Below are 23,017 nucleotides of genomic sequence, written 5' to 3' on the forward strand. Positions count from 1 at the left end.
CCAAACAATCTGGGTATACTGATAGTAGACATCGGGTCATCTCCTTGTGTTTTAACTCTATTGGGAGTATTTACCCGATGTCCTTTTTCTAATCATTTTGATCAACACTTACGGAGATGAACCATTTGGGTAATGGAATCGTGTCATGGACAATCAGCAACGTCTCTGCAGTGCATGCTTGTCATAGTAATCCTGTGGGAGAAGCCCCGATAGGTAAGTTTAAGGCTAATGAATGAATAACCAAGGATGTGATTCTGCGACCAACTTGCCGTCGAATGTGATCAGAGTATCAATCTGCATTGCGCATGGACTTCACGAGGAGGAATTGAGGATGGGAAATGCAAATACAGCGGATCCAAAATGTTGGGAACTCGGCATGTCATCATCAATGCTTCGGCCAGTTAATGAAGAAACAATTGGTGATTGTGTTTCGGCAGGAGTCGCTCACCTAGAAGTCATTTTACCTAGGAAAGAGGACGATCCGTATGGTGAGGTAGAACACGTCTTTAGCTGGGCAAGAAACCAAAACATGCACATTCAATCGGTGCATTTACCCTTCGGATGGCAATGGGATGTGGGTCAATCGGATAAGGATGCCCGGAGTCGAGCGATTAGAGGCGTCGAAGATCTCATCGCAAAAAGTGCCTTATGGCACCCGGTTACCGTTATTATCCACCCGAGCTACGAGCCGATTCCCGATGAGGAAAGGAAGGAATGGCTCAAGCGATGTCAACAATCGCTCGCTCACTTGAGTCAATTTGCGTCTGGCTATGGGATTACCCTTGCTATCGAGTGTTTGCCCCGGACATGTCTTGGTAATACCAGCGATGAAGTATTGTTCCTTCTGGAAGGAAGTCCGTCCCTTGCCGTTTGTTGTGACGTCAACCACTTACTGCAGGAAACGCCTCAAACATTTATTCAGCGGGTAGGGAACCGCATTAAAGCTACCCATATTTCAGACTACGATGGTTTGGATGAAAAGCACTGGCCGCCCGGTCAAGGTGTGATCGATTGGATCGAGGTTGTGCGTGCCTTGGCAGAGAATGGATTTCAGGGTCCTTTAATGTTTGAAGTGGGCGCATCGGCTGGCTTCGGCGCCATAGAGTTGACGGAGTGGTGGAAGAAGTTGCTAAGCTCGTTAGACTAAAGCCGGGGGACCTTGCAGTGCCAATGGGATCGTGATTGTAGAGACAAACCGCAGGGATTGGTTACGTTTGTGATTTCGAGTATGAATAGTCAATGGGATATTGTATATTCAAAGAGGTGGAACGGATGCGATTAAGACGGATTGAGCATTCACCCAATATTTGGCGGGACAAATTCTGGTCGATAGCGATTATGGGAATTGGGTTAATGTTTGCGTCCTGGTTGCTTACTCATAATCCTAATACGGTTGCGTGGGCGCAGGTGGGAAATGCGGTTAACCTAGGTTACGAAGTGGGTTTTATTCAAGCCAACGAGAGTTTTACCGCTGAAAGCGTTTGGGTTGGGGAGGATGACGCAGGAACAAAGGACTCGCTTTGGTTAGCAGTAGGTACCTCTGAGGATGATTCGAGCAAAGACTCTAGTCCGTATGTGACCCTTAGTTGGGTAAAGAAGGACGGGGGATTCTTTCCGACAAAGTGCCTGCGGCTCGCCATAGGGCAAGAGAAATCTGCAAACGATCTGGAGTCGAAGGATAAGCAGGTTACGCTCTATTCGACGAGTATGCTTGATGATGCCAACTATACAGCGCTCTTGAGCATTGATCAAACAGTGGGCCTTTTACATATTGCCATATACAAGAATCTCTCTGAGTCCCTACTTTCAACGGAATCCGTCATGTATCTTACATCGGCTTGTCCAGTAGCTGTTCATGTATCGTCATTACCTCGAAGGGAAAATCATCGAAATCTTTGGTTATTCTCCGGTTCTGCCCAAATTCAAAGTCGGACAAGACCCGGTTTCAGACCGATAGCAAGCCGCGTCGAGGTTGGCGAAGCTAACGATTATGGTACTGTGCTTCCTTTGAAAAACGTGGATTACGGAGAACCCATTGCGGTACGTATTCGGGCCAATCAACCCATGCTCGGCGAGTACCGCGTGTTCGTGGAATCCTTGAGTCCCTTGGCTAAGGATACTTCCGGTGAGGGACCGGTACTTACGGTTTCCCCTATCGAAGAAGATAATATTGCTATGATTCCGGCCGAATGCATTCCAATTGGACCGGCGAAGGTTACCGTTAAGTATGTGCAAGACGATGAAGTAAGGCTATCACAGTCTTTTTCGCTGACGGCCGGGAAGGCTGAAGTCGATTTACGATTTACGGACATCGACAGCAAAGGTGGGGAAGTAGAGGGACTTTTGTGTGGTCATGCGGCGTCCTTTTTGCCCGGTGTCTCTATTGTAGTTACGGCGGAATTCACCCGTCTTGATTGGAACTTTGAAACCCGAGAGTACGAGGAGGTTTCAGGGTTTCAAACGGCGTCAGTTATAGATACGACCTTTGACAGATTACTTGCAGAAAACGGGATACCATTTACTCTCACGGTACCTCAAAATACGGGTACGTGGCGGATCAATTGTAAGGTAGAAGCAAGTCCCCAGATTCAGCTTTCCCTTTTCGGAATGGAAGAAACGTTCTGCCTAAGCTCGGAACCGACAGACTTTCTCGTGGCGGTAGCCGATCAGGCTTCTAAGAGAATCCTCGTGGTCGATCCGGGTGTTGAGGATTGGGACATGTTGGAAGCAGTAAAGTGGTCATGGTACCCAAATGAACGTAATGGTTTTTCTGGCTTCACCCAGGCATGGGGTAATCCGTCCGGGATGAAACTACGCAGGTGTGAGTCTTGGGGCGGGGAGTGGATGGTTGTCGTTGATTCGAAAGGGCTTGCAGCGATTGTACCATATCCGAGAGGGGATTTTCGAAAATGGGCTCAGATTATCAGTGGCAACCTACATTCGGTGGAATTGCTCCCGAACGGCAATATTGCGGTCGCAGCAAGTACCGGAGGCTTTGTGCGGGTCTATACATCTTCACAAGGCCCGGATTCGGCGGTATATACTGAGTATTCTTTGCCTGGTGCGCACGGAGTATTATGGGATCCCAAGCACAATCTTCTTTGGGCTCTTGGGGACGATCGTTTGATCGCGCTGGAGGTGGGGGGTACGCTCGATGCTCCCATGCTGAAGAAAGCCTTGGAGAGCCCCCTCCCGACTTTCGGAGGACACGATCTCGCACCGGTTTACGGAAATACGGATCGGCTATGGGTCACGACAGTTTCTAGTGTCTATCAATATGAAAAATCGACGGATACCTGGTTGACACCATTTCTGGACGATGATATGTGCGAACTTCGTAATGTGAAAGGCGTGGGTAACTCTCCTTCGGGCCGTATCGTTTTTTCCAAGCCAAAAGCAGGGACATTGTACAGTTGGACCACTGATACGATCGAATTGTATCTTCCCAAAGCGAGTCGGATCAGAACCGATGCCGCCTTTTATAAGGTTCGTGTGTGGAATCCCGATTATCAGTAGTTAATGAATGTTTTCAAGGTTTTCTATCTACAAGGGCGGCAAAAAAGTCAATAAGCTAGGGTGACGACTGGTTTTCTTTGGTCGTGAGTACCCCGTCAGGTCACATAATGTTAGGTACCACATAAAACTCGTACCAAAATTGTTACCCAAAACGTCGATGCAGCGTCATCCATGTTGTACGCATTCATGATCTAGATGCTACTTGCTTGCCTCTGTTAAAGTTGCTATGCTGTGTTTAGTGGACTAGCTGTGGCTTTTGTTAGAATGGACTATGGAAGGGAACCTATCAGAGATGGAAGACGTGCGCCATTATGTATATATTGTGCAGTGCTGCGATGGTACGTTGTATACAGGCTATACCACGGATATAGAGCGCCGCATTGATGAACACAATAAGGGTACGGGAGCGCGCTACACCAGAAGCAGAACACCCGTGAGGCTAGTCTATGTAGAGGAGTCGTCCTCCAAGGGTGCTGCCCTCGCCCGGGAGTACGCGATCAAAAAACTCTCCCGCCTGGAGAAGGTGAAGCTAGTCAAGAGGGGTGGGTGCACGGGTTAGTAACTCATCTGTATGAATACCTACGGGGTATCCTCTTTCAACAGGCTCCTCTGGCCAGAACCATCTGTGTAAGGAGAATACATCGTGCTTAAAGTTGCCTTTATCTGTGTCCACAATTCATGTCGCTCCCAAATGGCCGAAGCCCTTGGCCGGAAATTTGCCGGTGATGTGTTTGAATCCTTCTCCGCAGGGATAAAAGTGAAGGAAGAGATAAATCAAGACGCAGTACGGGTAATACAGCAGCTTCATGGAATAGATATGAACGCCACTCAGTATCCGAAACTGCTATCAGAACTCCCTGATATTGATCTTGTCATCACCATGGGATGCATTGTTGGGTGTCCGCATATACCCCATCGGTATCAAGAGGATTGGGGCATTGAGGATCCCACTGGCAAGGGGGACGATGTCTTCATCACCACGGCATACCTTATTGAGTCGAAGGTCAAGCAACTACGACAACGCATACTTAAGAACCAATTGAATCTTACCTAAGGTTGGACGCTCTCTTTCAAGGTTTGCATCTGCATTTTAGTAGGGGGAATGTTCCTTCTATGTCTGCGGTTGTTTGTTACTAGAGGGAGTTTCCTGTAGGTGCAAGGATGTCCCCCAGTAGACATAGTACAGGCTGATCCCTAGAAGCCACCACATTCCTCCTATGCCGACAACGTCAAACAACGAGTCGACCATGTTATGGACCATTCCGGCGATAAGGGCACAGAAGAGGGCTCCATTGAGGTGATTTGGTTGCAAATAAAGTCGGAAGCCAGCTAGTAGTAAAGCCCCTACCAGCACTAAGTAACCAACCAACCCAATTAAACCGCTTTCCGTAGCAACTTGGAGGAAAATATTATGTGCTTGGGAAAAGGCGTAATTTGGGTAGGCTGAGTCTTCTATTTGGTAGTCCAAATATCGTTCTTGAAACATGCCATCGCCAATCCCAATAATGGGGTTGTCCTTAACCATGTTGATGCTCGTTAAGTAGATCTCAAACCTACCCCGCTCCGGGGTAGTAAAGGTTCGGATTAAGCGGTTCCGCAGCGGCAAGGAAAATGTAAAGACCAATGTTGATATAAGAAGAAGCGCGCAGGCGACAATGGCGGTTTTGCGATTACGCACTCCATAGAGGATAAGGCCCACCAAGAAACCAAGCCAGGCGCCCCGGGACATACTCAGAAATAGTGCAACACCAGCACCGATGATGCCACCTAGATAAAGAAGACGTCGCCACCCCTGACTGTGTTGGAAGGCACCGATTAGAATTAACAAGGTCATTGCCGTTACAAGGCCAATCCCGTTGACAGCGGCCCAAATTCCCCGGGCCCTTAAGATATGTTTAGTAAAATGCAAATACAGGGAATGCCCACCGGTCACCATCGCCCCAAGGGCCAAAGACGGCAGTAAGGTTTGGGTGAGTAGACTGCCTTGCACGTAGGGAGCAAAGAACAAGGGGACAACGATCATCAGGCTGGTGGCTAGCCACATGCCCATAGACATAGTTGATCCCGATAGGATACTAGCTACAAGTAAAGCAAGCAAATATGCCATCCCTGATATGATCATCGGTCGGCGTAGCAAAGCAAGATAGGTTCTGTTTATCTGGTAGACATCCTTGAAATGTACCAGGCCCAGTAGCAAAAGCACTGCAAGGGGTACTGTGACACTCCCTAAGGCAAAACCAAAAAAAACAAAGGCTAACCCCAGGCGGATACCGAAGGGGATCGCCCTATTAGAAGGTGTAGACACCATTACATTCTCCTTATTATCAAGTCCGGGAGGTTCCTAGACTAATTCAGTCCAGTACTTATTCGACTTTGTAGGTTAATAGTCCTGTTTCCACGTGGGTGAAACACAGGTCATTAGAAAGCAGGTATGGGAGCATAATCAACGAATCATGTACATGACAGTCCAAAGTTACAGCAAAGTGAATAGGAGTGGAACAATGCATTGGGAACACAATATGTCTGCAATTGCTGGTGATGCTGCTCCCCAGATTGCGATACATAAGGGACAAGTGTGGTTGATGTGGAGTGAGTCCAAAAATTCGCAAGGTATTTCCCTTGGGATGCAGGGCGAGTACACTCACGATCAGGCCAAGATTGTTGTTGCTAAGCTCACGAGCAATCTTGTGGAAGTAGAGTCCTGTTATGTTGTTAATCCAGCAGAGTACGTAGAACTTCAAAGCCTTAACGTTACGGAAGGCGGATCTCTTGCTTTCTGGACCGAAAGGCGTAATGGCATTACAGAGCTTATGGTTGGGCAACGGAAGGATAAGGTGTCCGCCATGTCCATAGAGGGGAGTGTGCTCTCGGCTAAGACCGTGGCATTACCCGATGGTACGGTGGTGCTGGGTGTGATCACCCTTAAGGACAAGAAGACAACTTTAGCCTTATACAAAACTTGCTGTACGGACGAATGGGTATTAGAGGACCTGGGTCTTCGGATTAATGATATATGGTCTGTATCTATGGCACCGGAAGAGAGCAACGGCGTGTGGATAGCATGGGATGCCTTTGTGGACCAACGATTTTGTGCTTTTGGGGGATACTTGGATCTGGGACAAGGTGGGTTTGAGAAGTATCAGCTGCCAGGAACAGGCTATGCCACTTCCCCTGCAGTAACTGCGACTGGTAAAGGTACAGCTTGGATCAGCTATCGGGAAGAGAAGGTCTGGGGTCAGCATGTCTATGGTTTTAACCGTAGTGGGCAGGTCTGGTTGGTGGGAATGGATAAGGATGGGGTACTATCAACGGAAGTAGTGCCCATACCACCGGTACCTGAGGATCCCGATGAGCAGTACCAGGCTTTTGGTCCTGTTCCTGTTGAGTTTGATGGTTGTCTTCGCTTGTTCTACCGTTGGTTTAGGGGTCAGATCAGAGCAAGGACATTGGTCAATGACTGGGGCTGGCAATTGTATGAAATGGTTAGGGACGCCGCAGGAGACTGGCGCGAACCTGTAGAGGTCAGCCTTGACGTTGGTTACAATGAGCCAATCCAGGTGGTGAAGACTGCTGAACGAGAACTCTACTGTATTTACCATAGTTGCAGTTTTGATTCCCAGCGGGGCACTATTCATTCCCGCCGGATTAACATCGCCCGCAGTCAGGGTTATCGACGTAGACCAATTGTGAAGCAGACTTTATCTTGTCTAGGGTTTACCGTTGAGGACCGGCCTAGGTTGAAAACACGACCTACGGTAGCAGTGGATTCCACAAACCTAAAATGCTTCTGGGGTGATATCCATCGTCATTCTTTGGTTTCTAAGTGTATACCGGAACATGACGGCACCTATATGGATCATTTGCGTTACGCAATGCAAGTGAGAGGCTTCGACTTTTACAGCGTTACGGACCATGATGATCAGATTACCGAAGAGGAATGGCGAGAACTCCTTAATCTGCTAGATACAGCATATGATCCTGGCTCCTTTGCCACGCTCTATGGGTTTGAAGGACCCCTATCCACCGTAAAAGGCCACATCAACTTCTATTTCCTAGAACGGGAAGCTGCAGAGTTTGGGATCCGGAGATTGCGTTGGATGAAGTCATTGCCGGAGATTCATGAAGCTTGTCGGAAGTTGAACTTGGTCGATCGGATTTTTAGTGTTCGGCACTTTCATGGAGATGGGCTTCCCTTCGCAGACATTATTGAAGGAGATGGTGCTTTCCATCCGGATTTTGATTGGGTAATGGAAGCGGTGCAAGGTCGCGGTTATGCACCCCGGGCTATCAATACACTGCTGCAACAAGGGTTTCGATTTGGAATGGTAGGCAGTACAGACCATAATCGTCCTCCAGGCCATCCAAATGGCGGCATCGGGATTTACGAGCAGGCGATCACCGGACTGTGGGCTGAGGATATGACCAGGCAGGATGTATTTTCGGCTCTTAAGCAACGGCGGTGTTTTAGTTCCAACGGACCATTCCTGGCCACTTGGATCAGGGTCAATGGCACCTTCATGGGTGGAGTAGCAGCCGGCGGAAGATGCAACACCATTGAGGTGCAGGTGCATCCCACCACTCGGATCACTTCAGTGCGGTTGATCCGGGACGGTAAAGTGGTCGATACTCGGAAGAAGCTGACCTCCGAACCTACGACGTATACCTTCACCGATGAGCCCAAGGATACCATGAATCACTGGTACTACGCTGAGGTGATTCAAAAACCAGAGCCGGGCTTGGATTACGAAGGAATCGCTTGGACTTCACCAGTATGGGTTACATCCACGGCCAAAACAAAGTGACCGGTTGCTCTCAAGGATGGAGGACAGCCAATGACCACAGATGCGACTGATTTGTCCTGCTTGGGCTTTTGAGGGAACCGATGACAGGAGCGACAACACGGTGCCTTTGTTTCATGGGATGCAGGTAATATAGACTATGCCTGGGAGCCCCACAGTGGACAAATAACCGTGTGGGAGAGTCTAAGGATTAGAAATTGAAGCTGGGTATCCTCGGGGTGGTATGAGCAGTGATTTCCGCTTGCATCAGGCGAAGGGCTTGTTCGTAGGTTGCTTGTCCTTCTTCGATCTCTGCTTGGCTAAGCTCCTTTACTCCTTTTAGCCGTCTAGAGTGATGGTGGATTTCGTACTGATGAGCCACCCGGATTAAAGGAATCAAGCGGGGATAGAATCTCTTGAAGTAATAGATATTACTAGCATACAGGTGCTTGGTGATCTTGGACACATTATGTCTTCTTCCCCGACCACAATGATGGATGATCTTAACACCATGCAAAATCGCCATATTCAGTCCAGCCCGCACAGCCCGAGTTGACCAATCGAGGTCTTCGTTATAGAAGTAATAGCTCTCGTCGTATCCCCCAATTCTGCTGAAGGCTTCAGGGCGTATTAGAGCAAAAGTGGTACCGACAAAGCTAATCAGTGACGCCTGCGGGTCAGGGGCATATCGTTTAGGCATGGCTATCGGATAGATACTAGTCCGTTGTTTCTGGAGGGAACCATCGGAATTGTAGAGTCTTCCAGTGACGGCTGAAATATCACGATGCCTCTCCAAAAACTCATACATGCGTAGCAAACTACCTGGTGTGACTTCGGTATCACTGTTCGCAACGAGGATGTATGAGGGAGATAGTTCCAGACTCTTGGCTACAGCCAAATTGAACCCGGCTGCTGGACCTTGATTACTTGTATTAGCAATAGCCCTAGTCTTGGGATAGAATTCTTTGATCCGCTGTAAGGTATCATCTTGTGAGTCATTGTCGACGACAATTTGCACAACCCTCAAGCTATGGGCTAATGCTTCCTTTTCCACGGAATCTAGTAGCGTACAGACCAAGTCCGGGGTTCTATATGTGACTATTGCTGTGGCGATATCTATCATCTGGGATCTCCTTCATATTGAACCATATCTGGAAACTTGATCATACCAAGACAGTATTCTGCATCAAGACAGGAAGTCCTTTCAACTCGTAGTACTAGCCGGGTTTCCACGTATCATAGCGGAACATTATTCAGCAAGTATGCGACAAAAGAGAAGAGAAAGCAGTGTAAAAGACGGCGTCAGTGGTGTTTTGTTCGTAACGTACCTATCTAGTGCAGATGCAGTATCCGCTGGTGAATGCCCATAATTAGTAGCTAGCTTCAAAGGAAAGGACTGTCACATTACCGGGGAAAGTACAGATTCAGCCTAATGACCAGGTGATTGGGCGCTTAGGTCCGGGATAGCCCGGCTAATGACTATGCCGTAGAGCTCGCCTCGGCACCTGAGGATGTCTCATCGCATGGCCTGGCGTTTTAGTGTCAATGAAGCAAACAAGGTCATGAAATGGAGCACTCCAATTTCAGTGAGCACAGGTGACACGCCATACTTATCTGTGACTTACCGTGCCAGTAACATTCGTACAGAGAAGACGGGGTTGACGGAAACCACTGGTTCGTGTTCATATACGGTGCATTCAGCCGTCGATTTCCTATCTATACGAGCTCGTCCCGGATGGGAAATGGCACACATTGGTAGCTCCTGTACCGGAACTGTCCGTGTGGTTCACAGATTTTCAGGTACAGGCGATTAGCGCAGGAGCCTTCATTGAGATTGCAGATTTCAAGTTATTATCCATGGTTGAGTAGTGATTAATCAACACTACACCACAGGCCAAATGAGAAGGAACCCCTGTCATTTGGCCAGAGAATGTGATTTGGTCAACCCAAGTGTTTTCGGTATTCCCGCCTGCATAACCCACCCGCGCTCTACATGATCAGCGATATCATGAGGTAATGTACTATTTCTACGGCGCTTTCCCCAATTCTGACCTACTTGATCCCTAGGTAGTAGCAACATTATTACAAAATATGCTAAAATGGATAGGAAAAACGGGGCATCCCTTGTCAGTGATGAGGTAGAACACTTGGATGATAGACCACCGAATGGAATAAGGTGGGGAGAACCGAAGGAGGAATGGGGTTTGGGCGGATGGGAGAAGGGACTACTGGTCTTGTTTCTTGTGTTTGTTTGTGTAGGTGGTGTTTATACTATGAATACTGATCAACTTAGCGTAAAGGCTATTGCGGCTGAAAACAACGTGGTAATTGACTTTGCCACCGACTTACCTAATTGGGAAATCGATTTACATCAGTGGAATGTGACCTTACATACGGAAAGCGTTGCCGGTGAAGAACACACTATGCTTAAGACGGAAAAAACACAAGTTACGTCGCAGACCCCCTTTGCGGTGAGAAGCATATCTCCAAGGAAGGGGATCGTTGCCGTCAACCTCAAGATGAAGGCTGCACAGACCGGGGCCCATGGTCGCATGGATTTTCATAGCAGTGGTGGTGAAAGACTAGGGGTCATTTACTTTCTGGCGAACGGCAATATTAGTTGGGACTCGACGGAACGAACAATCATCCAGCCCTATGAACCTAACGTATGGTACGAGGTCTGTCTCATCTTTAATCTAAACGCAGGGTTTGTCGAGATACATATTGATGGTGATTTCAGAAGACAGCTGAATCTGGAGAACCCCGCAGAGGACCTGGGACAAATACTCCTGGGAACATACAAGAACTCGGTGGGCATCTTCTATTACGATGGTATTGCCTTTAGTGGAAACATAATGGAGGAGGATGATACCGAAGAGCTTGATCAGCTATGGTTGCGGTATGATCAGATAGAGGATGAGGCCTTACTAAAGTACTACGATGTTTACACCAGCCAGATTGTCATAGGTGGAGTATCTGCAATTACTGACGCGGCTAAACAAGAATTACAGCGGGGGCTGGGAGGTCTGTTGGGTGCACCTAGATCCTGCCTAGAGGAGATCACCGAAGATGGAGCGATCGTTATAGGTACACAGGACTCACCACTTATCTCCGCCTTTGGGTGGAATCAGGAACTTGCGTTGCTAGGCGATGACGGTTTTCTGATTAGAACCGCTACCGTGGATGAGCAAAACGTTACTGTCATCGCCTCATCCACAGACCGCGGTGTACTATATGGGACCTTTCGCTTTTTGAGCCTGATTCAACAGCAAGAGCCAATTGATAACCTAAGCATCATGGAAAGACCAAGAAACCAGTTGAGACTCTTAAACCATTGGGATAATTGGAATGGAACGATTGAGCGGGGGTATGCGGGACTCTCCCTATGGCAGCTGAATCAACCATACGATGAAGCAGATGCACGACTCATTGACTACGCGCGAGCCAATGCTTCCATGGGTATTAACGGGGTAGTGATCAACAACGTGAATGCTGACGTGGAGTTCATTAAGTCCCAAACATTGCTGCAAATCGCTACCTTGGCGGATCTGTTTAGAGCATATGGAATAAGGGTATACCTAAGTGTTAGGTTTGATAGCCCCATCCTTCTTGGTGGTCTTGGAACTTCCGATCCCGTGGATGAGGAGGCAGTTCGGTGGTGGGAGGAGAAAGTTGCCGAGATATATAGCTATGTCCCAGATTTTGGTGGTTTCTTGGTGAAAGGTGACTCAGAAGGGCAGCCGGGTCCCTTGAGATATGGCCGTAACCATGCCGAAGGTGCCAATATGTTAGCCGGTACACTAGCACCCTATGGCGGTGTTCTTATTTGGAGAGCCTTCGTCTATGGGATCAGTGGGTTATCCGAGGATAGGGTTAAGCAAGCCTATGAAGTCTTCCAACCCCTGGACGGGGAGTTTGCAGATAATGTGATCCTGCAGGTCAAAAACGGTCCCTTGGATTTCCAGGTAAGAGAACCTGTATCGCCCCTAATCGGTGGAATGCCCCGTAGTAATGTGGGAATCGAACTGCAAATAACCCAAGAATATACCGGTCATTCCACCCATTTGTGCTGGCTTGCACCCCAGTGGAAAGAGATCATAAGCTTTGATACGCACGCTCAGGGCACAGGTTCCACCGTGGATCTGGTCGTCGATGGATCCCTATTTAACCAAAGGTTATCCCTTGTCGCGGGTGTAGCAAACACCGGTTCTAGTCCCAACTGGACCGGGCATTATCTAGCCCAGGCAAACTGGTATGCCTTCGGCCGATTGGCTTGGGATCCTGGCCTTGCTGCAGAAGATATCGCCGATGAGTGGGTTAAGATGACCTACGGAACTGATGGGGAAGTGGTCAAGACCATTAGGAATATGCTACTGGATTCCTGGGGCATTTATGAGAGCTATACAGCCCCACTGGGTATTGGTCTTCTGCACGATGCAGGTCCCCATTACGATCCAAAACCGGAAATAAGGACTGGTTTTCACAGGGCTGACACCCAAGCTGTTGGCTTTGATCGTACCCGTAGAGGCAGCAGGTTTGTGGATCAGTACTACCCGGTGGTTGCAAGTATGTACAACAATCTTGATACATGTCCTGAGGAATTGCTCCTGTGGTTTCATCGTGTACCTTATACCTACCGGTTAGGCAATGGGAAAACGGTAATCCAACATTTGTATGATTCATGTTACGACGGTGTTGCTAAGGTCCAATGGTTAATAGAAGGGTGGAAGAGTCTTGCGGGAAAAGTAGAACAACGACGATATGATGCCGTTTTGCAGAGCCTCTACAAGCAGCAGGAACACGCGTGGTTGTGGTGTAATACTCTAGTCTGGTATTTTTGTAAGTTATCAGGAATCGGTGATGTCCATGGTCGAACTAATCTTGTAGAGCTAATGGATCTGGTTAACCAGGGAAAGGTAATCCTACAGACAGCCAGTATTGGAGTCGAGCCCGGGGACTATACCCAAGCAGGCAGGGACAATTTGGCCAATGCGCTGAGGAACGTGGAGGCAAGTCTAAGTCACAAGGAAGTCCCTTCGGATGGACTCTTTGAGATCATTACCTACCTTAAGGGTGCATTGTATGATTTTAGAAACTCAATAGTTGCGGGAGAGAACAGCGTGATTCTACACCCCTCCCATGATACATACATCCGGGGTGGTCAGCATGCCGGTATAAACCACGATCTTGAGAGTGAACTTCAGGTCAAGTTCGAGTTCGGGAAACCATCCATGACCAGGATCGCTTTCTTAGAGTTTGAACCTGATGGGAAGCCGGTCAAACAAGCTACCCTCAGATTGTACGCCGAGTTTGTCGACACATTACCAAGCAGGAGCATTACTGTGTACGGCGTAGAGGTAGACGGATGGGAGATACTAGGGCTCACGTGGGATACCGTCCCGGGGAACAGGGGAATACAGTTAGGTAGTTTCAATGTGACCCGATCAGACGTATGGTACGAACTCGATGTAACTGAGTATATGCTCAATCACCCGGGGAAGGTAGTATTTCGGATTGAGTCCACCACCTCCCACGACAAAGCAGCGGTGTTTTTCACGAGCAAAGAGGCACTATGTAATAATCCCCAACTGATCTTGGCCCATTAAACTACCTGTCTTATGTCTCGTTTTTAGGGATCTTGTCCTCTTTGTGGAAAAACACCCCTGTTCCTCGTTCTGCCTCCCTATGAAAAATTGAGATTTAACGAGCTAGAACGAGATAGACTAACTTCATAGAGAGAGGGTGTCCTTCGCGAGGCGGAATCTGAAGGAAGTCGGAGGCAAAACTCTGGTCTGACGGACAGAAATCACATACAAGGCAGAGTATGCCGGGTAAGGTTGCCAAACAAACTGAAGCCCAATGACTACCCGAAGGTATGCTATGTAAATGTGGCAGACGTGGAGTGAAAGACTATACGCCTTAACAGGGGAGGTCTGCATGGTACGCTGTGCAAGGTGATGATGTATTTGCCTTCTAGTAACCTCCATTAAAAGGTGGAGCTGAACATGCAGAAGTCAGTTCGAGTCATAGTACCGTAGAAACTAGCGAAAGCCAGCGGAGGGAAGGACTTGACGGTGATAGTAAACCAGTCGTAGTCTACCGAGGAAGCGAGAATAGCAGTTGCTCTAAAGAGGTTACTTATCTGAGAGTAGGTTGGAAATCGAGGGCAAACGATAAGAACGCTTAGCGACCAAGGATGGGCCATGCAAGACATAGGTCAGGTTTGCTGAAACCGAACCGCCTCTTGCGAGATCCGCATGAGCGGTGGTGTGAGAGGACGGGGGTTAGTCACCCCCTCCTACTCGATCGATTATATAGTTGACGAACTTGGAGTCTAGTGTCGAAGAGATCTTACATCCCCAATCAGGTGCTTTGTTGATTGTTTTGGCGCACCTGATCACTGCTTTCACACCGCATTCGATTGTTCCGTTAGCCAGTCATTGGCCAAAGATACGCCAAGTTTTGCTAGTTTAGCAGCTGTACATTGGACAATGATGCCGTTCAATTCAATGAAGGGTCGTTGTTAACCAAGCCCAAGGCCCGCCTCGCGACCTTGGTCGGACAAAGGTCTTGATCCGCAAAGGTGTAAAACGGCGCATTAATTGTCGTCTCTGGGAACGACTCATCTCTTGGGCCCCCTCCGGTTTGCTTTATGAGGATGTCGTGGAGCAAAATTACCTGCTGTCTCACTTTGCCGGCGCCTCAAATGCCTTAATATGGCGGGCTACTAGCCTATGGGCAATCCTTGATAGTCAGACTGGAAATTTGTCCTCCACAAACTAGCTCCAGAATCACATAACGAGGCCTGGTGTTTTCTAGAATGACTGCGACACCATTTTCATCCACCGGCCAAGCGACCCTGGACGAAGTCCTGATTTGCTTCCGAAGGAGAGACAAGACTCCTGACGCCAATTTGCACGGTCGCAACCTCCTTTGCTAGCTGACATGTTTTCTTGAACGTCGATTTTCGCAGCCAAAGACTCCAGTTACATGTTTTTACGAAAGTAGGGCTCCAAAATCTGTTAAGGCATCAACGCGTTCTTTTCGGCGGTGACATGTTCTGAAGCATACAAGATGAGCAGCAGGAATTTGGAAATCGATCTAGAAGCCTAAGAGTACGCGGATATGAGCTTGAAATTGTGTAGGAAAGTAGGTCACAAGTTGAATAGACGATACCTTAGTTTGGCGACACATGACTGGAAGTCCCGTCCTTCTTGGCTGACCAATCCGGCTGAATCCTATACCTTGGAGGCTATACGTAGTATGGATGGCGCTGGAGGTGCGCTGTTTTGTGTACAGAAGGCGGGAAAGGGCATGAAATGGACCTATACCTGCTCCGATAATGAGTCAGTCAGCAATGCGGGCTTACCGTGTCTAGTTGTCTGCTATCGTGCCGAGAACATCGCATCTGTCAGTACCGGTCAGGCCGGTAGTGAGAACTACTTCATTTTCATCTTTGACGAAGATGGGAACGAGTATGTACCCCTTTATCTGTATGATTTGAAGCAAGACGGCCATTGGCACGGTGTTGTGGCTTTGCTACCGAATATAAGGATTAAGACCATTGTCCTACAGGTGCAGGCTGAAGATGATAACGCGTATGTTGAGATTGCGTCTTTTTGCTTTTGCAGCAGAAACGATCGGCTTCTCTTACCCAGCGGTGAGGAATTCGTCATCAATGAGTCTCCAGGTTTGGTTACTAGTTTACATGATTGGTTTGAGTTCGAGTATGTCAATTCTGTACACGACTACCCCGGTTTTACCCCATTGGCTCTAGTTGACCAGGAATATGATGTGGGGATCTCATTTGAAGGAGACAGATTCGACGGCATCTGGTTTGAAAGAGATAAGATATCTATCTCGGTGGGTGGTATTTCCATACCCTTTCATATAACTACTGAGTCACCGCAGCTTATGGGAAGGGGCTTTAGCGAGACCGGGGAGATGGTAGTTCCCATCAGAAGTTCTGCTGGCGCCATATATATCTTACTTGGGGCCCGTTTTACGGGAGTTGAGGAGCCCTCGTGGGGGAAGGGTACCATCTCATCAATATCGCAAGTGGAACGGTTTATCATCGAACTAAGGTACCTTGATGGAGTTTCTGAGTTAGTCTTCCCACAGAATACTCAGACCGGGGAGCATGTAATAGACTCGGGATTTGGGGTCTATGCGGTGGTTCCAGGACGAAAGACCCAAGTGAAGGATGTGGTATTGCACAATAGGATGCCAAATGGTGCCTTCTATATCGCTGGACTTACTGTGGGAGAGGAGCCTTGGCCAGGTACTAAGTTGCCACAACGATGCCAGTATACATACCTTGCCGGGCACAAGACGGGGCCGGGAAAACAAGAGATTACAGTCGAAGGCGATGACATTGTATTTCTGAATGAGTTTGCCAGAGTCACTTTTACTCTCAGCGATGGGTTTGAAATTAGGTCCATATACAATCGACTCACCGGATGCGAAGTATTCCTGAGCTCTACTCCGGTGTTTGATGTACTCAACCATGGGGTCAGTTCAAAGGACATCGTCGTAAATAACGTGGAGATTGCCGACTCTGCCATGCGAGTCGAGTTAAGTATGAGCTTTGGGAAAGCGGAAGTAATTGGATGTTTTAACGAGTCTGGTGAGTTGGAGCTGGAGCTTTCATTTACTAATCTAAGCTCCTATGACGAGCAAGTCTCCGTCATATTCCCTTCTCTGCGGAACATAACTAATGCGCCTAGCTCTTGTTTGAATCCTGAAGATCTATGGTATGTCTATCCCAAGAGAGGATGCTGCATTGATCATCGGCCTATTGAGATGAGTCGTTTGTACAGTGGGCAGTTTCCAATGCAATTCTTGAGTTTCTTCAACGCAAAAGGCGGCGGGTTCTACGTAATCGTCCAGGACTTAGGTTTATCCCATAAACTGTTTGAGTTAAGTAAATCCGAAGAAGGCATAGGTAGTTTAGGGGTGCGATACGATGATTTGGTTGCTGGTACAATCACACCCGGCGAAACGAAGACTCTGCCCAAGGTTTCCCTTGGGGTATGCCCTGGGGACTGGCATCACGCCTTTGATGCGTATACTCGGTGGGTTAAGACTTGGTATCGGCCCTTGGTGTCACGGAAGGAGTGGTTTCGAAAGGTCGGCAGTTTTCGGCAACAGTCCCTACACTTTGCCTACCCAGAGAAGAGCGGCATCTTTAACGAAAATGACCGCACCATCTCCTTTGATTTGGCCCTATCTAGGGATCAGAAGGCGTTTGGCTCAGTGGATTATCTGCATCTATATGATTGGAGTTGGTCCCCCCAAACAGGGCGTGTAGGGGACTATGCCCCTTGGAAGTATCTAGGACCAAAAGAATTGCTAAGGGCAGAGATTGACAAGACCAATGAGCAGGGGATACCTGTTGGTCTGTATCTAAACGGCTATTCAGTTGATCCCCGTTGGGGAATGTTGCAGCGAGATGATGCCAAGTGGTTTTTGGTGGATTACCATGGCTGCGTTACATCGATAAGCTCTCCCTTACTTACTTTCTGCCCCTATGCCCCGAAATGGCAGGATTACCTAGTGGAAACCTGCAAACGGGTCTGCCTTGAGACCAATGCCAAAGGACTATACATTGATGAATTCGGTCTAGCTGACTATGAAAGGGCTTGCTATGCGGAGACCCATGGGCATGGGGTACCGGCATATCCATTGCCAGCTGAGGGAGCCATGTTGCAGAGGATTCGAGAAGCGATACCTGAGGAGACGGTGATCTACACAGGGGAGAGTCCCGTGGATGTGATTAGCCAGTACCAAGACGGAAGCTTTACCTATGCTTTGTGCTTAGCAATTGCTGAAGGCTCACCCCATCGCCTGAATCTCTATCGTTTTGCTTTCCCGGATTTTAAGACCATTGAGATTGTTGTCTGTGATAAGCCCCTCGGCAGCGATTACGATAGTCTCAAGAGTGTTCTCTTTAATGGAGAGGCCATCTGGCTGATGGGAACGGCCACGAGATGGTTTGCTCCCGAGACCCTTGCGTTTATTCAGAAGATGACCAGCATCTATCGAAGGCATATGGATGCCTTCACATCCCTTAACCCAACTCCGCTGTATCCAACGTTATTACAAGATGTGTATGCAAACCAGTTTAGCGCGCAGGACGAGAACCTATGGACAGTGTACAATGCCAACTTTCGGACAGTTGATGGTGAATTGCTAGCTGTTCCCCATAGGAAGGGAGCAATTTATATGGATGTGTGGAACGAAACACCAATAATACCTCACGTTGAGGAGGGAGTAGCGTATTTGTCCTTTAGTATTGATCCGAAGGGGGTGGGAGTGATCGTACAACAGTCTGGGCCTACAACTTCAGCTTAATCATATCGAAGGGAGTCGTACATCATGAGAAATGCTTTCGTGGCTGTAATAGTGATCTTGATGTGTACTGGTTTTGCCTGTGCCCAGTCCTATCGAGATAGCCTGGAGGATGCTTCAGTTTGGAGACTGGTGCCTGAAGCGGTAAGTAATGCTGCGTTTCAGTCTAATGTCACTGTTCAAGAAGCTGGCCTGTGCTTTAGCGTTATCTCCCGTAACCGAGGGATGAAATGGCAGCAGGAAATACCAAAAACTGTTGATGCCGATGCCTATTTCCTGCTTCGCTATCGAGCAGAGAACTTCAATACGTCCACCGATGAGTTCGTCCTTTCTGTAAATCAGGGAAGCAGGGCAGAGGAACACCTAGTCATGGCCAAAGACATAATCTCCGACGGCGAGTGGCATCTGTTAGCCATAGAGATGCACGGTATCCAGGCGAGGATTATCGAAGGAATATGGGTTCAGGTGCAGGCAACGCGGTTAGGTAATGCCAGCTTATGTATAGATGACATCGCTTTTAGTAATGAGTTACCCCAGGGAGCACAAGTAGTGAAAGCTCCTGGTACAAAGGATGACTACCACCGAGAGGTTGAAAGTGAGCGTGCTCTGTCCATGGCTGAAGAGTCTCAAGTACTTCCCATCGATAAAACCCTGTGGGTGGCGCGGCCCAGCTGGCTAGGCAATCCCACGGATAATCCCATTCTGGAGGAAGTCCCCGCACCACCGACCTATTCAAAAGAGGCCAAGGCTTGGCGGTTTGCCGTTTCCGAAGTGGGTAAAGGGATGAAGTGGACCTGCACCCTAGATAACGATCAACTAATTGATGTAACAGATACTCCTTACCTAGTGGTGCGATATCGGGCTGGAAACACCGCTACTCGGACCGGGCAACCCCACAGCGATTTCTTTATTTTCATCTATGATGTTGACGAACGCGAGTATATTCCTCTGAACCTCTATCAGTTACAGGATGATGGACGATGGAATACGGCGGTGGCTGTCCTACCATCGATCACGATTAAGACGATCATCGTCCAAGTGCAAGCCGGCCAACCGGATGCTTTCGCGGAGATCGGTTCATTGGGTTTCTATTCCGGTAACTGCAAACTGCAACCGAGGGAGGATGAGTCTCCTGTGACGGTTGCGTCAATTATGGATGGCAAACGGCGGCTTAGTGATGACCTAGACTATGCCTATGATTGGCACGATGTGAACCTAGACGAATTCGATCCCGTACCGTTAGTCGGGGCACAAGTAGATGTAGCATTGCCTTTTCAACGGGATGAATTTGATGCAAAATGGTTCAGAGAAGAAAGAATCACTGTCATTACCCAGGATGAGGCAGTGCCTTTCCTGGTCAATCCTGAAGCCCCCCAGCTGATTGGTACTACCCTCAGTGGCACTGAATCAGTGGGTGTGGAGATCGGCAAGGAAGCGAGGTCCCTTTATCTACTAATGGGTGCTAGGTTTGTCGGGGATGAGGACCCCTCCCTAGGTAGTGGTGCCATTACAAGCATTAGCCAGGTGGAGCGGTTCCTGTTGGAGATTCAGTATGAGGACGGTACTAAGGAACAGATCTTTCCGCAACGGCTAGATAATGGTACCCACCAGATTGAGAGAGGTTTTGGGGTCTATGTCGTGGTTCCATCGAAGGTATCGGTCATCTCACGTCTTGTCTTACGAGACGAAATGCGTAACGGTAGCTTCTACCTAGGTGGTCTTACCATCGGTAGAAAGGAGTGGGCCCATGGATCTGGTTACCCAAAGGCTGTAGCCCCAGTAGATACTCCTAAATACTCGGTGAAAAACCCGGGGGAAGGGCGAATCTACGAGGCAGAAGGACGTATTGTCTTTGAGAATGAAGTCATGCAGCTGATCATGACAGCAACAAATCAGCCCCGGCTCATTTCCTTGAGGAATCGTTACTCTGATACTGAAATGTTACAGGCACCATCCCCAATTTTCGAGTATATGGGAGGCCTTAACGCTAGTGATTTCTCACTTGTAGATGTGGCAGTGACAGATCATGTCGTTACGTTTACCCTTGCTGCCGAAAAGACCAAATTAGAACTCACCGGCCAGTTTGATAGCACTGGGGAGGTGGTTTTCGGACTGAGGGTGATAAACCAAAGCGAGAAGACGATTGCACCGCAAATCCGCTTTCCAGCAATCCGTAACGTTGCCTTTGCCCGTGCAGAGCGACATGACCTGGGACAGCTTTGGTATGTATATCCCCGGCGAGGTGTGTACATTAGTGATCGTCTTTTTGACGCGGGAGTACTGTATAGCGGATACTTTCCTCTGCAGTTTCTAAGCTTCTTTAGTCCGGAACTAGGTGGCTTTTACGTCATTACCCGTGATCTAGAACTAACACACAAGATTTTTGAACTAACGAAAACCGGGGAGCAGACCGGCAGTCTTGGTGTCTATTATGATAACAAGGCTACCAACACAATAGCACCGGGGGGATCCTTGGTACTACCCGATGCATCTTTAGGAGTCTATGAACGTAGTTGGCATGGAAGCTTCTTTGCTTACAAAAACTGGGTTGATACCTGGTACCAACCGGTTGCTCCACGGAAGGATTGGTTCCAGCAGGTATTCAATTTCCGCCAGCAGTTCATGCATTTTGGGCATCCGAAGAAAAGTGGCATGTTTGATGAGAAACAGAAAGTGTTCAATTTTCAGCCAGCCATTGATGAGGATATTGAAGCCTTTGGTTCTATAGACTACCTTCATCTTTTTGACTGGGCATGGACTCCTACCCATGGCCGTGTGGGGGATTACAACCCTTGGGAATACTTAGGATCGGCCGCTGCCTTTAAAGAGGCCATCGATGGTGTGCACGAACAGGGTATACCGGTAGGACTATATCTTGAAGGATATCTGGTTAGCCCAGAATCCCTCGTGGGCAAAGCACATGGCGCCGATTGGCAGTTGCTCAATAGGGACCTAAGGCCATATCCCCAGTGGAGTCCGAATTACGACCTATGTCCCCACTGTGAACCATGGCAAGACTACCTTTCTAGTACGTACCGAAGTATTTGGGAGGTGACGGGTGCCCGGGGATTTTATCTTGACCAACTAGGCTTTGGCGGCTATGAAAAATTCTGCTACAGCAGCGAACACGGGCATGAGCTAGGTATTCCTCCCATCCGGGGTGAGGCGGCTTTGCTTAACAAGGTACGTGCAGTACTACCGACGGAAGTGGTGCTTTATACGGAGGAAGCTCCCGTGGATGTAATCACCCAGTACCAGGACGGCGCCTTTAGCTATGCGGTGGGCCTAAACCAGCCTGACTGGTCTCCTCATGGTCTTAACCTATATCGTTTTGCCTTCCCGGATTTTAAGACCATTGAAATCATTACTGTAGATAGGCCGATCGGGAGCAACTACCAAAGCCTGAAACAGGTTTTCTTCAACGCAGAAGGCGTGTGGCTAATGGGCACACCTAGCGAGTGGTATACTCCCGAGACCCTTGGGTTTATCCGCAAGATGAACCAAGTGCTCACTGACTATGCTGATGTCTTTACCAGTCCCAGTCCGTTTCCGCTGTATCCAACACTCATAGAAGTATCTTGAGGAAGATCGGGAAGCCCCACAGAAACAGCAATATACTGCTACTCGTATTTACCAGAGGCTAGTCGATGAAAAGGGATTTGCTGGTGGTTATGCATCCGTCGCGAGTGCAGTTCGGGAGATTCGCGGAAGAGTCGAAGAAGCCTTTATCCCGTTGACTTGGGATCTAGGCGAAGCTAGTCAGGTAGATTGGGGCGAAGGGTGGTTTTACTTAAAAGACACGAAAACCAAGTGTAACTTATTCTGCATGCGTCTGTGCTATAGTTGTAAGCCTTTTGTGGCCGCCTTTCCCACGCAGCAAAGTGAATTTCTTTTGGAAGGACACCGGCTAGGTTTTGAGTTTTTCGATGGAGTCTCCAGACGAGTAATCTACGATAACATGCGTACTGCCGTAAAGGAAGGCTGGGGTAGATATGTTGTATCGAAGCAGAAGTCTATTGTGCTGCTAGAAGCCCATTATGCTTACCGCAGTGAGTTTTGTCGACCTGGCAAAGGTAATGATAAGGGGCTGGTTGAGAACCTCGTAGGGTGGTTTCGAAGAAACTTCCTTGTACCTATGCCTAGAGTGGGCTCATGGGCAGAACTAAACGAGATGCTGCTCGAAGAATGCAGGAATTATGCCAGGCATCATATTGAACGACACCCGGAGTCAGTTGGTGAAGCGTTTAACAGAGAGAAGCCTTATCTTTTGCCTTTACCCTCAATTCCTTTAGATACCAGTAAGACTACAACAGCAAAGGTTCAACGTGATTGTCTTATTCGCTTTGATAATTCATTTTACAGTGTTCCTGCCA

The 23,017-nt window shown here is 48.4% G+C and carries 11 protein-coding genes; 9 read left to right on the plus strand and 2 right to left on the minus strand.

Annotation, left to right across the window (positions count from 1 at the left end):
- Window positions 1-331: 331 nt before the first annotated feature.
- The 4 genes from M0Q40_09740 to M0Q40_09755 all read left to right on the plus strand — a co-directional run bounded on the left by M0Q40_09740 (window position 332) and on the right by M0Q40_09755 (window position 4,570).
- Window positions 332-1,147 carry a sugar phosphate isomerase/epimerase gene (locus M0Q40_09740; GenBank protein MCK9222883.1) on the plus strand — a complete coding sequence of 272 codons (816 nt, stop codon included), beginning with the start codon at window positions 332-334 and terminating at the stop codon, window positions 1,145-1,147.
- 125 nt (window positions 1,148-1,272) lie between these two features.
- Window positions 1,273-3,516 carry a DUF6528 family protein gene (locus tag M0Q40_09745; GenBank protein ID MCK9222884.1) on the plus strand — a complete coding sequence of 748 codons (2,244 nt, stop codon included), beginning with the start codon at window positions 1,273-1,275 and terminating at the stop codon, window positions 3,514-3,516.
- Between the two features lie 292 nt (window positions 3,517-3,808).
- The gene (locus tag M0Q40_09750; GenBank protein MCK9222885.1) at window positions 3,809-4,075 is read left to right on the plus strand and encodes a GIY-YIG nuclease family protein; all 267 of its coding nucleotides are present in this window, start codon (window positions 3,809-3,811) and stop codon (window positions 4,073-4,075) included.
- A gap of 81 nt (window positions 4,076-4,156) precedes the next feature.
- Complete coding sequence (locus M0Q40_09755; protein ID MCK9222886.1) at window positions 4,157-4,570, plus strand: arsenate reductase ArsC; 414 nt, start codon at window positions 4,157-4,159, stop codon at window positions 4,568-4,570.
- A 57-nt stretch (window positions 4,571-4,627) separates the two neighbouring features.
- On the opposite strand, the gene M0Q40_09760 is transcribed toward M0Q40_09755, so the two are convergent.
- Window positions 4,628-5,821: an O-antigen ligase family protein gene (locus M0Q40_09760; GenBank protein ID MCK9222887.1), complete on the minus strand. Its 1,194-nt coding sequence runs from the start codon at window positions 5,819-5,821 to the stop codon at window positions 4,628-4,630.
- A 196-nt stretch (window positions 5,822-6,017) separates the two neighbouring features.
- Between M0Q40_09760 and M0Q40_09765 the strand changes: the two genes are divergently transcribed.
- Window positions 6,018-8,318 carry a CehA/McbA family metallohydrolase gene (locus M0Q40_09765; protein ID MCK9222888.1) on the plus strand — a complete coding sequence of 767 codons (2,301 nt, stop codon included), beginning with the start codon at window positions 6,018-6,020 and terminating at the stop codon, window positions 8,316-8,318.
- 187 nt (window positions 8,319-8,505) lie between these two features.
- On the opposite strand, the gene M0Q40_09770 is transcribed toward M0Q40_09765, so the two are convergent.
- Entirely contained in the window at window positions 8,506-9,417 is a 912-nt protein-coding gene (locus tag M0Q40_09770) for a glycosyltransferase family 2 protein (protein ID MCK9222889.1), read from the minus strand.
- 1,024 nt (window positions 9,418-10,441) lie between these two features.
- On the opposite strand from M0Q40_09770, the gene M0Q40_09775 reads away from it, so the two are divergent.
- From M0Q40_09775 to istA, 4 genes are all read left to right on the plus strand, one after another.
- Window positions 10,442-13,900 (plus strand): DNRLRE domain-containing protein, encoded by a 3,459-nt coding sequence (locus M0Q40_09775; GenBank protein ID MCK9222890.1) that lies wholly within the window; start codon window positions 10,442-10,444, stop codon window positions 13,898-13,900.
- Window positions 13,901-15,455: 1,555 nt separating this feature from the next.
- Window positions 15,456-18,647, plus strand: a complete 3,192-nt coding sequence (locus tag M0Q40_09780) for a DUF6259 domain-containing protein (protein MCK9222891.1) — start codon at window positions 15,456-15,458, stop codon at window positions 18,645-18,647.
- A gap of 24 nt (window positions 18,648-18,671) precedes the next feature.
- On the plus strand, window positions 18,672-22,226 hold the full coding sequence (locus M0Q40_09785; GenBank protein ID MCK9222892.1) for a DUF6259 domain-containing protein: 3,555 nt from the start codon (window positions 18,672-18,674) through the stop codon (window positions 22,224-22,226).
- Window positions 22,227-22,272: 46 nt separating this feature from the next.
- A partial coding sequence (istA, locus tag M0Q40_09790; GenBank protein MCK9222893.1) for an IS21 family transposase occupies window positions 22,273-23,017 on the plus strand: 745 nt, incomplete at its 3' end.

Source organism: Limnochordia bacterium (assembly GCA_023230925.1).
GTDB lineage: Bacteria > Bacillota > Limnochordia > DUMW01 > DUMW01 > JALNWK01.

Coding starts and splice junctions, on each gene's coding strand:
- M0Q40_09745 (MCK9222884.1), top strand. CDS start 1,273: ATGCGATTAAGACGGATTGAGCATTCACCCAATATTTGGCGGGACAAA.
- M0Q40_09770 (MCK9222889.1), bottom strand. CDS start 9,417: ATGATAGATATCGCCACAGCAATAGTCACATATAGAACCCCGGACTTG.
- M0Q40_09785 (MCK9222892.1), top strand. CDS start 18,672: ATGAGAAATGCTTTCGTGGCTGTAATAGTGATCTTGATGTGTACTGGT.
- M0Q40_09750 (MCK9222885.1), top strand. CDS start 3,809: ATGGAAGACGTGCGCCATTATGTATATATTGTGCAGTGCTGCGATGGT.
- M0Q40_09740 (MCK9222883.1), top strand. CDS start 332: ATGGGAAATGCAAATACAGCGGATCCAAAATGTTGGGAACTCGGCATG.
- M0Q40_09765 (MCK9222888.1), top strand. CDS start 6,018: ATGCATTGGGAACACAATATGTCTGCAATTGCTGGTGATGCTGCTCCC.